Below are 17,296 nucleotides of genomic sequence, written 5' to 3' on the forward strand. Positions count from 1 at the left end.
TTGAGGATGATGATCGCCTTGCCCCGCTTGGCGCCGCCGATCGTTTCCACGCCCTTGCTGGTGGTCTTGGTGAACTCATCGATGTTGGCCCGCGTGCCGGGTCCGGCCGAAACCGACGCCACCGACGCCACGATCTCAGCGTAGGGCACCTCCACCACCCGGCTCACCGCGTAGACGATCGGGATGGTCGCCTGGCCGCCGCAGGTGATCATGTTGACGTTCGGCGCGTCCAGGTGCTGGCGCAGGTTGGCCGGCGGGATGACCGCCGGGCCCACGGCGGCCGGGGTCAAATCGATCGCCCGAATCCCCGCAGCCGCATACTTCGGCGCCGCGTCCCGGTGCACATACGCACTCGTCGCCTCGAACACCAAATCGGGCTTCTCCGACTGGGCCAGCAACCAGTCCACACCCTCGTGCGTGGTCTCCAAACCCAGCTTGCGGGCCCGCGCCAAACCCTCACTGTCGGGGTCGATGCCCACCATCCAGCGCGGCTCCAGCCACTCCGACCGCAGCAACTTGTAGAGCAGGTCAGTACTGATGTTTCCCGACCCGACAATGGCCACACTCGCCTTAGCCGGCATCTGACGCTCCTCTTATTCGAACGACAAACGAATAGAACCCAGGCCCGTGAGGTCGGCCACGAAATCGTCGCCGGCGTGCGCGTCGATCGCGCGCGTACAGGAACCCGGAAGCACCAGGTCGCCTTTGCGCAACCGCACGCCGAAGCCCTCCACCTTGCGGGCCAGCCAGGCCACCGCGGTCACGGGGTTGCCCAGCACCGCGTCGGTGCGGCCCTTGGCGACGACCTCACCGTTGCAGCTCAGCACCGCATCGATGCCTTTGATGTCGACGTCGTCCGGGGAGACGCGCGCCTTGCCCAGCACGAAGCCCGCCGACGACGCGTTGTCGGCGATGGTGTCGCACAACTCGATTTTCCAGTCGGTGATCCGGGTGTCGATCAACTCGATCGACGGCACGATCGCCTCGGTGGCCGCCAGCACGTCGTCCTCGGTGCAGTCGGCTCCCGGCAGGTCGGCATTCAGGATGAAACCGACCTCCACCTCGACCCGCGGCCACAGATAACGGCTCGCCTTCACCGGGGTGTCTTCGAACAATTGCATCTCGTCGAGCAAATGCCCGTAGTCCGGCTCGTCGACCCCCATCATCTGCTGGATCGCCTTCGACGACAGGCCAACCTTATGGCCCAGCACCCGGGCTCCCTCGGCCACCCGCTGCCGGATGTTGATCAGCTGGATCTCATAGGCATCGACGACGTCGATCTCCGGATGAACAGCGGTCAGCGGAGCGATCGGTGAGCGGCTCCGCCCAGCCTGCGCCAACTGGACAGCTAGCTGGTGGTGTAATTCCCTGCTAAGCACGAGAATTGGTTCCCTCAGCATTTGCAGGTGAAGTCATTGCCTTGGCGTCCATCCCGCCGAGTGGGCCGGTCCCGATCTCGGCGTTATGGGCATGTGCGAAGTGGTGAAGACCGAAGACGGCGTCCATGCCATTGCGTAATCCCATGTGGTCTTCGCAGTGGTTGACCGCCCGCTTGGCCAGTGCGAGACCGAATTGGGGCATCGCCGCGATACGCGTTGCAAGGCCGAAGGTTTCATCGCGTAGCTGCGGCCGTGCGACGACTCGATTGACCATACCGATTTCGTAGGCACGCTGCGCGCTGAACCTCTCACCTGTGTACAAGATCTCCTTGGCAAACCGGGGTCCGAGCACCCAAGGGTGTGCGAAATATTCGACGCCCGGAATGCCCATGCGCACAACGGGATCGCTGAAGAAGGCATCATCGGCGGCCACGATCAGGTCACAGGCCCAGGCAAGCATCAGACCACCGGCCACACACGCGCCTTGCACCATCGCGATAGTGGGCTTCGGGATTTCGCGCCACCTTCGGCACATCCCAAGATAGACCTCTGTCTCCCGCGCAAAACGTTGGTCGCCGCCTGGCTTGTCGACGTGGTCCCACCACAACACCGCCCGATTCTCATAGCGCACGTTGTGGTCACGTTCGGGGGTGCCGATATCGTGACCGGCGCTGAAGTGCTCGCCGGCACCCGCCAACACGATCACCTTGATGTCGTCATCGTCCACTGCGCGCCTAAACGCTGCATCCAGGGCGTAGGTCATCGCCGAGTTCTGCGCATTGCGGTAACGCGGACGGTTCATGGTGACCACAGCGACTCCGGAGGTCACTGCATAGGTGACCACTTCGTCTACATCTGGCGTGTCCATGTTGATGCCTTCCGTCATCACGCATTCCGGTTCTGACCATCATCAGCGCAGTCGACCCGCAGGCAGTAGTCGGTTTCCATACACTGGGAGTCATCTCGATCACAGCTGGTGGGATGCGTGCCGGCAATCCGTGCGGCGCCGCCACGTTACTCAGCGCATCCCGACTGTCGGGATTACCGATCCGGTACATGCGCCGTTTCCGCGTAGCGTCAACGCTATGCGCTTCTCGTTGCGCTTTGAGCGGACATGTGCCGCGCCAGCGCAGATCGTTTACGACCTGCTCACTGATGTCACGCGGTGGCCTGAGTGGCTAGGCGGTGTGCGGGCCGCGGTCTGGGAGTACCCCGGAACGGCCAACTCCCGTACCGGGGCTATACGTCGAATCACCATGAGCGGCTTGACTATGCGCGAAAAAATTCTGATCGCTGACCGCCCCTACCACCACGCCTATACCATCCTCTCGGGAATCCCCGTCACCGATCACCGCGCCGATGTTCATATATCCACTACGTCTCGCGGATCTCACATCGTATGGAAGGCAACGTTTCGGAGCCGCATTCCGCTCACAGGGCCGCTGATCTGGCTCATGCTGCGCGCGAGCATGCCCACGATGGTGACCGCTCTCGCCCGGGGAGCCGAAGCGCAGCCGACGTAGCCACCGTGCCGGTGAGCATGGATTGCCACCGGTCTCGTCTACAGGATCAAGATGGCCCAAAGCCATTTACCGTCAGCCTCCTTGGTCATTACACGCGGCCCGATGGCGGGCTGGGTTTGGTGCCCCGCGTGGTGGCCGGAGCCAGGCCGTTGTCTTCGCATCGCCGATCACCGCCACCCACACGTGCGGGCGGGTGACCGGAAGTCGTTGATGTTAGCCACTCGCCGCGCAGGGGAGAAGGTTAGGCTGCACGATCTACATGCGGACCAGGGTGAACGGATACGTGTAGGTTCCCGCCGGCGACCCGTTACAACCCGAGGAAAACGAGGAGTCCAACGAGCCAGCAAGCGCGGACGCATCCCATGCGTAGACGTCGTGCGTGGGTATCACGGGGCCGTAGTAGATGTCACCACAACGCAGACCGTCGGGAACGTCGACACTCAAGGTATAGCGGCCATCGGCGAACCGAGCGGTGCCGGTGTACTCGAATGCCCTGGCTACCGGTTGGGGTATCGCGCTCACGCTGACACAGTCACCGCTGCACGACGAAATCGCCCAGATCCAGGTATGGAAGTCGTACCTGCCGGTGATCAAAAGCTGGTAATTGCCGGTTCGCATCTCCGCGTGGGCCACGGGCACGAGCCCGAAGGCCGCCGCCGCCAGGCAGATACCCAGTATGAGCGCCTTCAAGTTCGCTCCATTCTGTTTGGGCCGAAGGATCAGACGACATGCCGTTACCCACCGCAATGGCGGACTGCCCTCGGCGGGGCCGCTGGTCGCGGCTCACATATGCGAGCCGCCGTCCACACGGACTTCGGTGCCGGTGATGAAATAGGCGTCGGGACAGCCCAGCATGGCTACTACGGCGGCTACAGCGTCTGGTCTGGCGAAGATCGCGCCGTCAGCCAGTGGAAGTACGGGCTGAACCTTGCCGAACAAGGAAAAGTCGACGTCAGCAGGTAGGCCCGGACCTACGCTCTGCTTCGATTCTCCTGTGCCATCAGTCATTCCGGAGGAAATTGACCCCGGCTGCACCGAGTTGAACCGGATTCCCTCTTTGCTGAACTCCATTGCCAACGCATGTGTCATCGACTGAATTCCGCCCTTGGATGCGGCGTAGGCGGACATATACGGGTGAGCAAAGGCCGCCGAGGTGGAGCTGAAGTTGACCACGGCTGGACCGACGCCCTCGCGTAGGGCCGGGATCGCCTCGCGGGTCATCAGGAAGGTGCCGACCAGGTTGATACGGAGTACCTGCTCAAAATCGGCCACGGTGGTGTCCAGGAAATGGGCCGAGCGCAGAATCCCCGCCGCGTTGACCAACGTGTCGAGACCTCCCAGCGCCGCGAGCGCCCGGCCGACACCGTCGCGGACGGACTGCTCGTCGCCGACGTCCAACGTCACCGTGGCGAGCCGGTCCGCGTACGTGTCGGCCTTGGCCACCGTGTCCTTCAACCCGGACTCGCTGATGTCGGCGGCCACAACTCGTCCGCCTTCCTCCAGCACGCGCAGCACGGTTGCTTGTCCAATGCCCGAGCCACCCCCGCTGATCAAAACGCGGCGATTCGCATATCTCTGAGGACTGTTCACAACGGGGATGGTGCTCCGCGGAATCGGCAATGTCAGCCGCATGTCCCGGTGGGTGGTCCTCTCCTAGGCGGGGAGGGGCCCGGTATGGACCCGGTTCGGGTGCCCTCGCATGGGATCCGCAGCGATGGATAGGCGTCCCGGTAAGCGGGACATCGTGTGGTTCACGTCTCACCCGACTGGGAGGGTTCTGCTCGACGCAGCTCGGACCGATGTGGTGCAGGGCGTGACCCGAGCTGCGATGTCTGGTGTCGACGAGGTGAAGGAGCCACAGCCGGTGATCACGAAGGCGCCCGACCGTTGGTCGCCGGGGCTTTCGTCGTTTGGCGCCAAGCTGGCTGGGCCCATGCAGGCCATCGGGGGACTGGCCGCGATGGCGGCCGATGCGGCGAAGTTCGCTGTCCGCAGGCCGTTTCAGGGACGAGAGTTCCTGGATCAGTCGTGGTTTGTCGCACGCGTCTCGCTGATGCCCACGCTGCTGGTAGCCATTCCATTTACCGTGCTGGTCAGCTTCACGCTCAATATCCTGCTGCGCGAACTGGGTGCGGCCGACCTTTCGGGGGCGGGTGCAGCCTTCGGGGCGGTCACCCAGGTCGGCCCCCTGGTCACGGTGCTGATCGTGGCGGGCGCCGGCGCCACGGCGATGTGCGCCGATCTGGGCTCGCGCACCATCCGTGAAGAGATCGACGCGTTGGAAGTGTTGGGAATCAATCCCGTTCAACGATTGGTCACCCCGCGCATGCTGGCATCGGGACTGGTGGCACTGCTGCTCAACAGCGTCGTCTGCATCATCGGCATCCTGGGCGGCTACACGTTCTCGGTGTTCGTCCAGGACGTCAACCCGGGTGCATTCGCGGCGGGCATCACCCTGCTGACCGGGGTGCCCGAATTGATCATTTCCTCGGTCAAAGCGCTGTTGTTCGGTCTCATCGCCGGCCTGGTGGCCTGCTACCGCGGGCTGACGATCACCGGTGGCGGCGCCAAAGCTGTGGGCAACGCCGTCAACGAGACGGTGGTATACGCGTTCATGTCGCTGTTTGTCATCAACGTCGTGGTGACGGCTATCGGCATCCAGATGACGGCGAAGTAGGCAGACGGTGACGCTGCGAGCGGCATATCCGGGTCTGGCCCGAGAAATCAACAGACCGATCAGCACGCTGACCGGCATCGGTGACCACGTCGCGTTCTACGGGAAGGCGATCGCCGGGGCCCCGTTTGCGGCCACCCGCTACCGGCGAGAAATCATCCGCTTGATCGCCGAAATCAGCATGGGCGCTGGCACCTTGGCGATGATCGGCGGGACAGTGGTCATCGTCGGATTTCTCACCTTGGCGACGGGTGGGACGCTGGCCATCCAGGGATACAGCTCGCTGGGCAACATTGGCATCGAGGCGTTGACCGGCTTTTTGGCCGCGTTCATCAACGTCCGTATCTCGGCGCCGATTGTCGCCGGCATCGGCTTGGCGGCCACCTTCGGCGCCGGCGTGACCGCCCAACTGGGCGCCATGCGCATCAATGAGGAAATCGATGCGCTCGAAAGTATGGGGATCCGGCCCGTTTCCTACCTAGTGAGCACACGGATCGTCGCCGGTATGCTGGCGATCACGCCGCTGTACTCGATCGCGGTCATCTTGTCGTTCGTGGCCAGCCAATTCACCACCGTGGTCGTGCTGGGGCAATCCGGTGGGCTCTATGGTCACTACTTCTCGACGTTTCTGAACCCAACCGACCTATTGTGGTCATTTCTGCAGGCGATCCTGATGGCCTTGGCCATCCTGTTCACCCACACCTACTACGGCTACTTCGCCAGCGGGGGACCCTCGGGTGTCGGGGTCGCGGTGGGTACTGCGGTGCGCACTTCCCTGATCATCATCGTGTCGGTCACCCTGCTGGTTTCGCTGGCCATTTACGGCGCCAACGGCAACTTCAACTTGTCGGGCTAGGGGAAGAAAGCTGATGTGGAACAACACTGTTCGCCCCTTGCTGGGTCTGGCCACCGTCGGTGTGATCGGCGCGATCGTCGCTGCCACCATCGTGTTGTTCGAAGGCGGTGCCATCGAATCGGTGCCGGTCACGGTGCTATCGCCCCGGGCGGGACTGGTGATGAACCCGGACGCCAAGGTGAAGCTGCATGGTGCACAAGTGGGCAAGGTCTCCTCGATCGACAACCTGCCCGACGGCCGGGCCGCGATTCACCTGGCGATCAATCCCTCCTGGCTGAATCTGATTCCCGCCAATACCGGCGTCGACATCGAATCAACGACCGTCTTCGGGTCGAAATTCGTGCAACTCATCCCACCGCCCGATCCCTCCCCCCAGTCGCTGAAGGCGGGCCAAATCCTTGACTCTGAGCATGTCACCGTCGAAATCGACACCGTGTTCGAGCAATTGGTGTCGGTGTTGTCGCAGATCGAACCGGAAAAGCTCAATGAGACCCTTGGCGCTCTCGCGCAAGCGTTCAGCGGCCGCGGTGACAAACTCGGCCACACCCTGGCCGATCTGGACGCCCTGTTGACCAAGATCGACCCGAGCCTGACCTCCCTGAGGCACGAACTCTCGGTGGCCCCACAGGTGCTCAACGCCTACGCCGACGTGGCCCCCGAACTGGTTAAGACGGTTCAAAACGCGACCCGGCTGAGCGACACCGTGGTCGACCGGCAGCGTGATCTCGACACCGCGCTCATCAGCGCGATTGCGCTGGCCGACATCGGAAACGACGTGCTGGCGGACAACGCGCAGGCGTTCACTGCCGTCCTTCATCTGCTGGTCCCCACCACGAACCTGACCAACAAATACAACCAAGCCATCACCTGCGCGCTGGCCGGCCTCAAGCCGCTGGCCACCGGTCCGCCCCTGCCCGTACCGGGTGTCCTGTTGCTGGATTCGTTTCTGCTGGGCACCGAACGTTACCGGTACCCGCAGAACCTCCCCAAGGTCGCGGCGACGGGCGGTCCGCAATGCATGGGCCTACCAGACGTGGGCTTCGGGCACCGCCCGCCCTACCTGGTCACCGACATTGACGCCAACCAGGCGCAGTACGGAAACCAGGGAATCCTGTTGAACTCCAATCGTCTTAAGCAGTGGCTGTTCGGGCCGATCGACGGGCCGCCGCGCAACACCCCACAGATCGGGATGCCGGGATGACGGGCTCGGTCGGGCCGACCGTCAAGTTCGGGCTGTTCGCGGTGGTGACTATTGTGCTGACGGCTGCCCTGTTCGCCATCCTCGGCCAGTACCGCACAGGTTCGACATATGGCTATTCCGCGGTGTTGAGCGATGCCTCCAGCCTTAAGGCCGGTGATTCGGTGCGTGCCGCCGGGATCCGGGTCGGCACGGTCAATCATGTTGCGCTGCAATCGAATAACACCGTGCTGGTGAGTTTCGACGCGAACCGCGAGGTCAGGCTCACTACCAGCACGCGAGTCGCGGTGCGTTACCTCAACCTGGTCGGGGATCGCTACCTTGACCTGCTCGACGCCCCCGGTTCTGCCGGGATTCAGCCGCCCGGATCGCGGATTCCGATAAACCGCACCGAGCCGGCGCTGGACCTCGATTTGTTGTTGGGTGGGCTCAAACCGGTGATTCAGGGGCTCAACCCTCAATCGGTGAATGCGCTGACCAACTCGTTGATCCAGATTCTGCAAGGCAGCAGCGGCGATGTGGAGTCGTTGTTCGCCAAGACCTCGTCCTTCTCCAACGCCCTGGCCGACAACGGGCAAGTGGTGCAGCAGTTGATCGACAATCTCAACGAGGTGGTCGCCACGGTGGCCAAGGACGGCGGCAAATTCTCGGCGACGGTCGGACGCCTCGAGCGGCTCAGCACGGACTTGTCGGCTGACCGTGATCTGATAGGCGACGCCATCACCGCGCTCGACAAGGGAACCGCGTCATTGGCCGACCTGCTTACCCAGGCCCGTCCGCCGCTGGCCGGTACCGTCGACCAACTCAATCGGCTGGCTCCGTTGCTCGACAATGACAAGGCGCGGCTGGACCTCGCTTTGCAGAAAGCCCCCGAAAACTACCGCAAACTCGTGCGGTTGGGCGCCTACGGAAGTTTCATCAACCAGTACCTGTGTGGCATCTCCATTCGCGTCACCGACCTTCAGGGCCGCACGGCCGTCTTCCCGTGGATCACCCAAAACACCGGACGATGCGGGGAACCCTGATGCTGAAATATCGCGGCACACAACTCATCCGGGCCGGCTTCATCGCGTTCGTGCTGATCGTGCTAGTCATCATCATCGGCCTGCACCCCCAACAGCTGTGGTCGATGGCTACCTCCATCCGGTACCAGGCGCTGTTCACCGAGGCCGGGGGCCTAACTGCAGGCAACGACGTCCGAGTGTCGGGCGTGAAAATGGGAACGGTCTCCGACGTCACGCTCAGCCATGGCAAAGCATTGGTGACCTTTAGCCTCGACGCCAATGTGCACCTGGGATCGAGCACGACAGCCCACATCAGGGCGGGCACCCTGCTGGGTGCGCGGATGCTGGCCTTAGAGCCCGCAGGCGCCGGCAGCATGCACTCCTCCGATGTCATCCCGGTACATCGGACGACATCGCCATACTCCCTGACCGACGCCGTCAGCGACTTCACCGCCAACACCGCCGCCACCGACACCGGCGCGCTCAACGCATCCTTGGACACATTGGCCGAAACGATCGAGCGGATCACACCACGACTGGGGCCCACGTTCGACGGCCTGAGCAGACTGTCGCAATCGTTGAACAGCAGGAATGAATCGCTGGCCCATCTTCTCAAAAGCGCCGCCGATGTCACCGGCATCCTGTCGGAACGCAGCCAGCAGGTCAACACCATGTTGCTCAATGCCAACGACCTGCTCGGAGTCCTGAATCAGCGTCGTTACTCGATCGTCAACCTGCTGGCCAACACCTCGGCGCTGGCCCAGCAACTCTCGGGCATGGTGGCGGACAACGAAAAAGAACTCGCGCCGACACTGGCCAAACTCAACTCGGTCACCGCGATGCTGGAAAAGAACCGCGATAACATCGCCAAGGCGATCGTCGGATTAGCCAAATACCAAGTAACCCAGGGCGAATCGGTCAACAACGGCTTTTATTACAACGCATTCGTCGGCAATCTGATCCCGGCGCAGGCCCTGCAACCGTTCCTGGACTACGCGTTCGGATTCCGGCGGGGCGTCAATGCGGGTCAACCACCCGACAATGCCGGACCGCGCGCGGAATTCCCCTGGCCGCACAACGGCATTCCGGGAGGACGATGATGGCGACCGGGGTGAACAAGGCGTGGTACACCAAGGCGCTGCTGGTGACATTGGTGGGACTTATCGCTGCGGGAACGGCTTTCGTGGTACACGCCGAAGTGTTCGGGCCCATGGTGATTACCGCATATTTCCGCTCCGCGACCGCCATCTACCCCGGCGACGAGGTGCGCGTGGTGGGGGTCAAGGTTGGCACCATCAAGTCCATCGAACCCCAGGGGACCCAGGCCAAGATGACACTGGCCGTCGACCGTGATGTGCCGATCCCGGCCGACGCCAAGGCCGTGATCGTGGCACAGAACCTGGTGGCGGCCCGGTATGTGCAGCTGACCCCGGCTTACGAAGCCACGGGAACCGGCGGTCCGACGATGGCCGATGGGGCGGTGATCGGCGTGGAGCGAACCGCGGTACCCGTCGAGTGGGATCAGGTCAAAACGCAACTGATGCGGCTGGCCACCGAATTGGGTCCCGCAAGCGGCCTTTCCACCAGTTCGCTCGGGCACTTTATCGACAGCGCGGCCAATGCCATGGACGGCAACGGCGACAAGCTTCGGCGGACGATCACCGAGCTGTCTCAGGTCGGGCGCATCCTCGCCGGCGGTAGCGGCAACATCGTCGACATCATCAAGAATCTTCAGATCTTCGTTACCGCCCTGCGCGACAGCAACGTCCAGATCGTCGAATTCCAGGACCGCCTCGCAACGGTGAGCAGCGTCGTGGACGGCAACCGGTCAGACTTGGATGCCGCGCTGACCAACCTATCCTCGGCGGTCGGTGAGGTGCGCCGATTCATCGCCGGAAGCCGAGACCAGACCGCAGAACAAATTCAACGACTGGCCAACGTGACGAAAAACCTGGCCGACAACCGCATGGCGGTGGAAAACCTTCTGCACGTGGCGCCCAACGCAATCGCCAACGGCTACAACATCTATAGCCCGGACTCCGGAACGGCACGGGGAGCCTTCGCCATGTCGAACTTCGCCAATCCGGTGGCACTGGTGTGCTCGGCGATCGGCGCGGTGAAGAATGCCACCGCGGCCGAGACGGCGAAGCTGTGCGCCCAATACTTGGGCCCCGCACTGCGTTTGATCAACTTCAACTACCTGCCGATCCCGTTCAACGCCTATCTGGCCAAATCGCCGAGCCCGGACAACCTCGTCTATTCGGATCCGAACCTGATGCCCGGCGGGCCGGGCGGAGTCCCCCCCATCCCAACCGATCCACCCGCAGTGTCGGCCTACACCGGCGCGGGCGACATACCACCCCCTCCGGGATGGGAATTGCCGCCGGGTCCCCCGGGGATCTACGCCCCTAACGGATTACCCGCTGACCCTTCGCCGGCGCTGTTCCCCCGTGCGCCAATCCCACCGGGAGTGCCCCGGCCGGCCCCAGCGGCCCCCGGCCCGGCCAGCCTGCAGGACATGCTGCTGCCGGCTGGTCCGCAACCACCGCTGCCGACCGCATCCCAGCCCGGAGGCACACCGTGACCGGATCGCGATCAACGCGGCGTCTCGCAGCGATCGCGTCATGGGTGGTTTTGACGGCAACCGGATGCGCTTTCGATGGCCTCAATTCACTGCCTCTACCTGGCACCGTCGGACGAGGCCAGGACGCGGTGACTTACCACGTCCAAATCGCTAATGTCGGTACGCTGGAATCTAATTCGCCGGTGATGATCAACGACGTCGTCGTTGGCAGCGTGGGCAAGATGACGCTGCGCGATTGGCATGCCGACGTGGATATCTCGGTGCGTCCAGACGCCGTGGTGCCGGCCAACGCTCTCGCCAGGATCGGCCAGACAAGCCTGTTGGGCTCGATGCACCTGGAACTGAACCCCCCACCGGGCGTGCCCGCGGCCGGCAGGCTCGCACCCGGGGCGACCATCGGTCTGCAACGCTCCTCGACCTATCCGTCCACCGAGCAGACCCTGTCCTCGCTGTCAGTTGTCGTCAACGGCGGGGGACTGGGCAAGGTCGGAGGCCTCATCAACGAGTTCAACGCGGCACTGGGCGGGCGCGAGGACAAGATCCGCGATCTGCTGACGCATTTGAACGACTTCGTCGGTGTTTTGGATTCCCAGCGTGACAACATCAACGCATCCATCACGGCATTGAACGCCCTGGCCGGCACCCTTGCCGGACAAAGCGGTGTCATAACCGAAGCGCTGCAACGGATTCCGCCCGCACTGGACGTTCTGATCAAAGAGCGGCCAAGGATCACGACCGCGCTGGATAAATTCCGGGTGTTCAGCAACACGGCCACCGGATTGATCAACGCCACGCACGACGATCTGGTCGCCAACCTGAAAAATCTGGAGCCGACCGTGCGCGCACTCGCCGACGTCGGCCCGAGCCTCGACACCGTCCTGGCCTTCGCGCCGGCATATCCCTACCCGCAGAACTTCATCGACCGCGCGATCCGGGGCGACTATTTGAACGAGTTCATCACTTTCGACTTCACGATCCCGCGGCTCAAGAGGGGACTGTTGCTGGGCACACGATGGGGGCAGGAGGGAGCCACGCTGGTGCCCGCCCCGGGAGACCCCTGGTATGCCACCTTCACCAAGGACCCGCTCACCGCGCCCCTCACGGCCCCGCCGAACGCGGTGGCCACGCCGCCCATGGCCGGTCCGCCAACGCCGGCCGGCGCCCCGGTGACCACCCAGCAGCTCAGCCAGCCACCGATCCCGGCGCCGACCGATTTCGTGCCACAGGATGTGGGGGACCGCTGATGTTGACGCGCTTCGTCCGAATTCAGCTGACCATCTTCACCATCGCGTCGGTCATCGGGATGACCGTGATGATCGTCGAATACCTGCAAGTGCCCACCCTGCTGGGCGTCGGCCGCATGCGGGTCACGCTGGAATTGCCGGGCACCGGCGGACTTTACCGGTTTTCCAACGTGACCTATCGAGGAGTGGAGGTCGGAAAAGTCACCGACGTGCGGCCCACCCGCGCCGGCGCCGAGGCCACACTGTCGTTGAACACCAGCCCGCAAATCCCGGCGGATCTGCGCGCGGAGGTGCTCAGCGTGTCGGCGGTCGGAGAGCAATATGTGGACCTGCAGCCAGCGACGGCGGCAGGACCTTACCTACATGACGGCTCCATCATCCCCGCGGCACACACCTCGATCCCACAGGCCGTCGGACCGATGCTGGATCAAGTCAGCACGCTGATCAACAGCGTCCCCAAGACCAAGATCAGCGGTCTGCTCGACGAAACGTTCAAGGCCTTCAACGGATCCGGGTACGACGTCGGGTCGCTGCTGGACTCCTCGTCACAACTCGTCGGCGACGCCAACACCAACGCCGAGCGGTCACGCACCCTCATCGACGACAGCCGGCCCCTGCTCGACGGCCAGGCGCAATCGGGCGGCGCCATCCGCACGTGGGCACGCAGCCTCGCCGGCGTCAGCCAACAACTCGTCACCGACGACCACCAGACACGGACGCTGCTGCACGGGGCTCCAGGGGCCGCCGATGAGGCGTCACGCCTGTTCAATCAGGTCAAGCCGACGCTGCCGATGCTCTTGGCGAACCTCACCACGCTGGGCCAGGTCGGTGTCACCTATCACCCCTCCCTCGAGCAGCTGCTGGTGTTGCTGCCGCCCACCATCGCCGCCACTCAGTCCTACGGCGCACCCAAGAACAATCCCACCGGATACTCCCTGGGCGACTTCACCCTTACCATCGGCGACCCGCCCGCATGCACGGTAGGGTTCTTGCCGCCGTCGTCGTGGCGGTCACCAGAGGACACGACGGTGATCGACACTCCCGACGGGCTGTACTGCAAACTGCCGCAGGATTCACCCATTGGGGTACGCGGCGCCCGGAACTACCCGTGCATGGGCCATCCCGGCAAGCGCGCGCCCACGGTCGAAATCTGCAACAGCGACAAACCTTTCGAGCCGTTGGCGATCCGCCAACACGTCCTGGGTCCCTACCCCCTCGATCCGAACCTCGTCGCGCAGGGCGTCCCGCCCGATGACCGCGTCAGCTTCGGTGACCAAATCTTCGGACCACTCGAGGGCACCCCGCCGCCGGGACCGCTGCCGCCAGCGGCCGGCCCCGCGCCCGGGCGCCCGCCGGATTCGCCGCCGCCCGCCCCGGCCGCAGCGCCGCCACCTGACGGTTCCGAGGGGCCCGCCCCGGCTGCCGCGCCGAGTGCATACACACCTCGGCGGTCCGGCCCATCGGTTGCCGTCGCAACCTATGACCCACGAACCGGCCGGTACGCCACCCCCGACGGCACCGTGTATCGCCAATCGGACCTGGTCCCCCGCGCCGGTACGAGGTCCTGGAAAGACCTCTTCCCCACATGAGCGGCCGCTCACGCCGACGTCTTCGGACCGCAGCCCTCATCGGCGCCGTCGTGGTCATGTCGCTAAGCACCGCGCCCCCCGGCAGCGCGGCCGGCGACTGGGGCCTGAACGGCACCTACACGGCGACATCCAACGGGGAGTGGACCAAGACCAACGAGATCTTTCACAACGAGGCCAGCATCCGAAGTATCTGGACGATCAACACGACCTGCAGTTATCCCACCGAATGCACCGGCACGGTAGTCAGCGACTGGGGTTGGCGCGCCCCGATCTATCAAACCGGCGGTGTGTGGTTCGTCAAGCACATCGTCGACAACTGGCAGCCCTGCCCGGATGGAACCGCGGCTCAGGGATTCCAGGTCTTCAGGTTCGTCCCCACCAACCCCGACGGAGATGCCGTCGATCCAACCTCGGCCGTTCTCACCGGCGCCGACGAGACGACCGGCGTCAGCGGCGCCTGCGGGCGAAGTAAGACGTTGTTCATCAGCATGCCGTTCAAGCTCGTCAAGAGTGGGTGAGGGCCGAGAATGAAACCATCCATCACCTCGCAGCATTCGGGTCGTCTCGCAGACCTACGCCTCAAAAGACGCGCGACGCGAGCGATCCTGCCCGTGGCCATGGCGGTGACGGCCCTCCTGGCGTGCACACCCGTCCACGGGTGGGCTGGACCGTCCACGTGTGACAACCCAACCTGCGTCCCGGGTATCACCGGAGGTGTCGTGCTGGGCGCGCCGTGCCCGGATACCACCCACTTCGTGTTCGGCACCACCTCGTGGGGCCGGTTGGTCTTCTGCGGATCTCCGCGGCGTTATGAACCCCGGTACTTCCGTTCCCCCTCGATGTGGGGAATCAAAGAGGAGAACTCCAACTGCGAGGGCTTCGAAAACTCGGTCGCACAAGCCCCCGATGGCTTGTTCCTCACATGCCTGTCTGTCGACGGTGCACCCCGCTGGGTTCGTGGCGACACCTAAATCACCCCATATGCCGGTGGCGAACAATATGCTCGGGCGTCCCGCGCAGTCCCTAGCCGGGCTGGCGGTTGCAATCCTCGTTGCGACGGCCGCATCCGCGACGCCCGTTGCCCGTGCTGACGAGCCGGTGCTGCACCACGTCACCTACACCGTCACCGCGCAGCGCCGCGTTACCGCAGACATCTACTTCCGGGACGCCGATCCGCCCGGCTGGGCCGAATACAGCCACGACCCGTACCAATTCAGCCCTAAGGTCGAGGCCGACGTGGGGCCAGCCACACGGTGGACCCGGGACGTCTGGTTGGCAGCTCCCGATGAATGGGCCATGGTCGTCGCCACCAGCGGGATGTCGCCGGCCACGCCGGACTTTCACTGCGAACTCGCCATAGACGGGGCAGTCGTGGCCACCAACAACGGCGTCAAAGGCGCATTGTGTTCGGTGCGCCACTGGTAATTCGGTGCTCGGCAGGCGCCGAGGTGAATGCTCACTCAGCGGGAACTGCAGTCCAAGACTGCGCCGCACGACGCTACCTTGTGCGCTACTAGCCGCTTGTATCAACCAATCGCCCGGCCAGCTTCGCTCGCACGCGGCGGAAACGGAGAGAGCACGGCAATGCCCGCCGCCAGTTCGTTCCCGAAACGGGACGCGAGTCCTCTCGATGTCACCTCCGAGCGGCCCGTCGATGCTCAGCTTCTCGAGGCAGCGGAGGCAGAAGCTGCCGAAGCCGAAGCGCTCGCCGCCGCTGCCCGGGCCCGCGTCCAGTCCATGCGGCAACACCAACAGTCAGAAGCAACCGACACCGCATCGGCAGAAATCGCTGAGACCCCAGCCGACGATGCGTCGGCAACTCCCGCGGATGACGTCACCGATCGGGACATCACCGATGCCACTGAACTGCCCGATCAAGGCGGCAAGGCGCCCCGGCGGCAGAGAAAGACATACTTCCACCGCCCGAAACGAACCACGATGGTCGCGTCCGTCGGGATGCTCTGCACCGCAGCGCTTCTCGTCGCGAGTGCTGTCATGGTCCGACACCACAATCAGCTGCTAGACAAGCAACAGCGTGCCGCGGAATTCACAGCGGCCGCACGACAAGTCGTGGTCACCCTGATGTCGATTAGCGCGGACAGCGCCAAAGACGACGTACAGCGCATCATCGACAGCTCGACCGGGCAGTTCAGAGATGACTTCCGCGGCGCGGCCGCGGAGTTCGTCAAAGCCGCTCAGACCGCGAAGGTCTCGGCCAAGACGACCGTGCAAGCCGCGTGCCTGGAATCCATGACCGAGGACACCGCAGTCGTGGCCGTTGCCGCCAGCTCCACGCTCTCCAATACCACCGGCGCCCCCGAGCAGCCGCGTTCTTGGCGGCTCAGCGTCAAACTGGCCCGAGACGGCGGGAAAATCAAGATGTCAAGCATGGAGTTCATCCCATGACCATCGGGCAGCTCGAAAACGACAACCTCACCAACGTTGAACTCGCCCTCGCAGGGGCCAGCGACGACCAGCGCGACGACACTACCGGTGACGATCAAAGGACGACCGCAGACGCCGCCAGCGAGACGCGCCGCACCCGGATACGAACCGCACTATCGCACTGGCCGCTACTCATCATCGGTCTGCTGTTGGTAGCGGCCGCCGCCGCAACCGCCACACTGTACTTTGGCCAATATCGACACGACCAGCAGACCAACGACGCTGCGGCAAAGGCGGTGATCGGTGCCGCAACCGAGGGGACCGTCGCGCTGCTGTCCTACACACCCGACAAACTGGAAAGCGACCTGGCCGGTGCAAAGTCACACCTGACCGGTGACTTCTTGACGTACTACGGCAAATTTGCCGACCAAATCGTGGCGCCCGCAGCCAAGCAGAAAGCCGTCAATACCCAAGCAGCGGTCAAGCGCGCGGTCATCAGCGAGCTGCACCCAGAAACGGCCAGGGTGCTGGTCTTCCTCGATCAGACCACAACGAGCAAGGATCAACCTGAGCCGGTCCAGACCGCCAGCAGCGTCATGGTCAGCTTGATCAAAGTCCATGGCGCATGGCTTATCTCGGCGTTCGATCCCATCTAGAACTGCCCTGGCTCCGGGACGGGGTTGAATCCGCCGAACGAAACATTCATCATGCATAGTTATCGGCCACGAGACAATGACCGGTGTCGCATTCTCATTGAGGAGATGATTGATGGCCACCCCTGAGACCCCGTCCCGCTACACTGTCATTTCTGCGGATACCCACGCCGGCGCCGACCTCCTCGAATACAAGCCGTACCTCCC

19 protein-coding genes are annotated in these 17,296 nt (G+C 63.8%); 14 read left to right on the forward strand and 5 right to left on the reverse strand.

Features of this window, described 5'->3' with window-relative positions; genetic code table 11:
• The 3 genes from A9X05_RS13945 to A9X05_RS13955 all read right to left on the reverse strand — a co-directional run.
• Window positions 1-581 (reverse strand): acetaldehyde dehydrogenase (acetylating) (locus A9X05_RS13945; RefSeq protein ID WP_067782037.1); only part of this gene is annotated, 581 nt, incomplete at its 3' end.
• Window positions 582-593: 12 nt separating this feature from the next.
• A complete protein-coding gene (locus A9X05_RS13950; RefSeq protein ID WP_156736704.1) occupies window positions 594-1,400 on the reverse strand; it encodes a 2-keto-4-pentenoate hydratase in 807 nt (268 codons plus the stop codon).
• Complete coding sequence (locus A9X05_RS13955; protein ID WP_067755539.1) at window positions 1,372-2,247, reverse strand: enoyl-CoA hydratase; 876 nt, start codon at window positions 2,245-2,247, stop codon at window positions 1,372-1,374. Before A9X05_RS13955 ends, A9X05_RS13950 begins: the two co-directional genes overlap by 29 nt.
• 217 nt (window positions 2,248-2,464) lie before the next feature.
• Here A9X05_RS13955 and A9X05_RS13960 point away from each other — a divergent pair, with 217 nt between their 5' ends.
• Window positions 2,465-2,902 carry an SRPBCC family protein gene (locus A9X05_RS13960; protein WP_067755521.1) on the forward strand — a complete coding sequence of 146 codons (438 nt, stop codon included), beginning with the start codon at window positions 2,465-2,467 and terminating at the stop codon, window positions 2,900-2,902.
• Window positions 2,903-3,157: 255 nt separating this feature from the next.
• On the opposite strand, the gene A9X05_RS13965 is transcribed toward A9X05_RS13960, so the two are convergent.
• On the reverse strand, window positions 3,158-3,520 hold the full coding sequence (locus A9X05_RS13965; RefSeq protein WP_231969380.1) for a hypothetical protein: 363 nt from the start codon (window positions 3,518-3,520) through the stop codon (window positions 3,158-3,160).
• A 165-nt stretch (window positions 3,521-3,685) separates the two neighbouring features.
• The gene (locus tag A9X05_RS13970; RefSeq protein WP_067782027.1) at window positions 3,686-4,492 is read right to left on the reverse strand and encodes an SDR family NAD(P)-dependent oxidoreductase; all 807 of its coding nucleotides are present in this window, start codon (window positions 4,490-4,492) and stop codon (window positions 3,686-3,688) included.
• 274 nt (window positions 4,493-4,766) lie between these two features.
• On the opposite strand from A9X05_RS13970, the gene A9X05_RS13975 reads away from it, so the two are divergent.
• The 13 genes from A9X05_RS13975 to A9X05_RS14030 all read left to right on the forward strand — a co-directional run bounded on the left by A9X05_RS13975 (window position 4,767) and on the right by A9X05_RS14030 (window position 17,092).
• Window positions 4,767-5,579, forward strand: a complete 813-nt coding sequence (locus A9X05_RS13975) for an ABC transporter permease (protein WP_067277131.1) — start codon at window positions 4,767-4,769, stop codon at window positions 5,577-5,579.
• A gap of 7 nt (window positions 5,580-5,586) precedes the next feature.
• Complete coding sequence (locus A9X05_RS13980) at window positions 5,587-6,432, forward strand: ABC transporter permease (RefSeq protein WP_067782029.1); 846 nt, start codon at window positions 5,587-5,589, stop codon at window positions 6,430-6,432.
• A 13-nt stretch (window positions 6,433-6,445) separates the two neighbouring features.
• On the forward strand, window positions 6,446-7,633 hold the full coding sequence (locus tag A9X05_RS13985; protein ID WP_067755508.1) for an MCE family protein: 1,188 nt from the start codon (window positions 6,446-6,448) through the stop codon (window positions 7,631-7,633).
• Complete coding sequence (locus A9X05_RS13990; protein ID WP_067782032.1) at window positions 7,630-8,655, forward strand: MCE family protein; 1,026 nt, start codon at window positions 7,630-7,632, stop codon at window positions 8,653-8,655. Before A9X05_RS13985 ends, A9X05_RS13990 begins: the two co-directional genes overlap by 4 nt.
• Complete coding sequence (locus tag A9X05_RS13995; protein WP_067782042.1) at window positions 8,655-9,734, forward strand: MCE family protein; 1,080 nt, start codon at window positions 8,655-8,657, stop codon at window positions 9,732-9,734. Before A9X05_RS13990 ends, A9X05_RS13995 begins: the two co-directional genes overlap by 1 nt.
• A complete protein-coding gene (locus A9X05_RS14000; protein ID WP_082950347.1) occupies window positions 9,734-11,218 on the forward strand; it encodes an MCE family protein in 1,485 nt (494 codons plus the stop codon). Before A9X05_RS13995 ends, A9X05_RS14000 begins: the two co-directional genes overlap by 1 nt.
• Entirely contained in the window at window positions 11,215-12,462 is a 1,248-nt protein-coding gene (locus A9X05_RS14005; protein WP_082950348.1) for an MCE family protein, read from the forward strand. The genes A9X05_RS14000 and A9X05_RS14005 overlap by 4 nt, the downstream gene beginning before the upstream one ends.
• Window positions 12,462-14,051: an MCE family protein gene (locus tag A9X05_RS14010; protein ID WP_067782034.1), complete on the forward strand. Its 1,590-nt coding sequence runs from the start codon at window positions 12,462-12,464 to the stop codon at window positions 14,049-14,051. Before A9X05_RS14005 ends, A9X05_RS14010 begins: the two co-directional genes overlap by 1 nt.
• Before the next feature lie 56 nt (window positions 14,052-14,107).
• Window positions 14,108-14,569, forward strand: a complete 462-nt coding sequence (locus tag A9X05_RS14015) for a hypothetical protein (RefSeq protein WP_067782045.1) — start codon at window positions 14,108-14,110, stop codon at window positions 14,567-14,569.
• Window positions 14,570-14,668: 99 nt separating this feature from the next.
• The gene (locus A9X05_RS32170; RefSeq protein ID WP_082950350.1) at window positions 14,669-15,022 is read left to right on the forward strand and encodes a hypothetical protein; all 354 of its coding nucleotides are present in this window, start codon (window positions 14,669-14,671) and stop codon (window positions 15,020-15,022) included.
• Between the two features lie 28 nt (window positions 15,023-15,050).
• Window positions 15,051-15,476, forward strand: coding sequence for a hypothetical protein (locus tag A9X05_RS14020; RefSeq protein WP_067755527.1), 426 nt, complete (start codon window positions 15,051-15,053; stop codon window positions 15,474-15,476).
• Window positions 15,477-15,635: 159 nt separating this feature from the next.
• A complete protein-coding gene (locus tag A9X05_RS14025; RefSeq protein ID WP_067755493.1) occupies window positions 15,636-16,457 on the forward strand; it encodes a hypothetical protein in 822 nt (273 codons plus the stop codon).
• Entirely contained in the window at window positions 16,454-17,092 is a 639-nt protein-coding gene (locus tag A9X05_RS14030) for a twin-arginine translocation pathway signal (RefSeq protein ID WP_156670114.1), read from the forward strand. The genes A9X05_RS14025 and A9X05_RS14030 overlap by 4 nt, the downstream gene beginning before the upstream one ends.
• The last annotated feature ends 204 nt before the right edge of the window (window positions 17,093-17,296 follow it).

Source organism: Mycobacterium sp. E3298 (assembly GCF_001666895.1).
Classification (GTDB): Bacteria; Actinomycetota; Actinomycetes; order Mycobacteriales; family Mycobacteriaceae; genus Mycobacterium.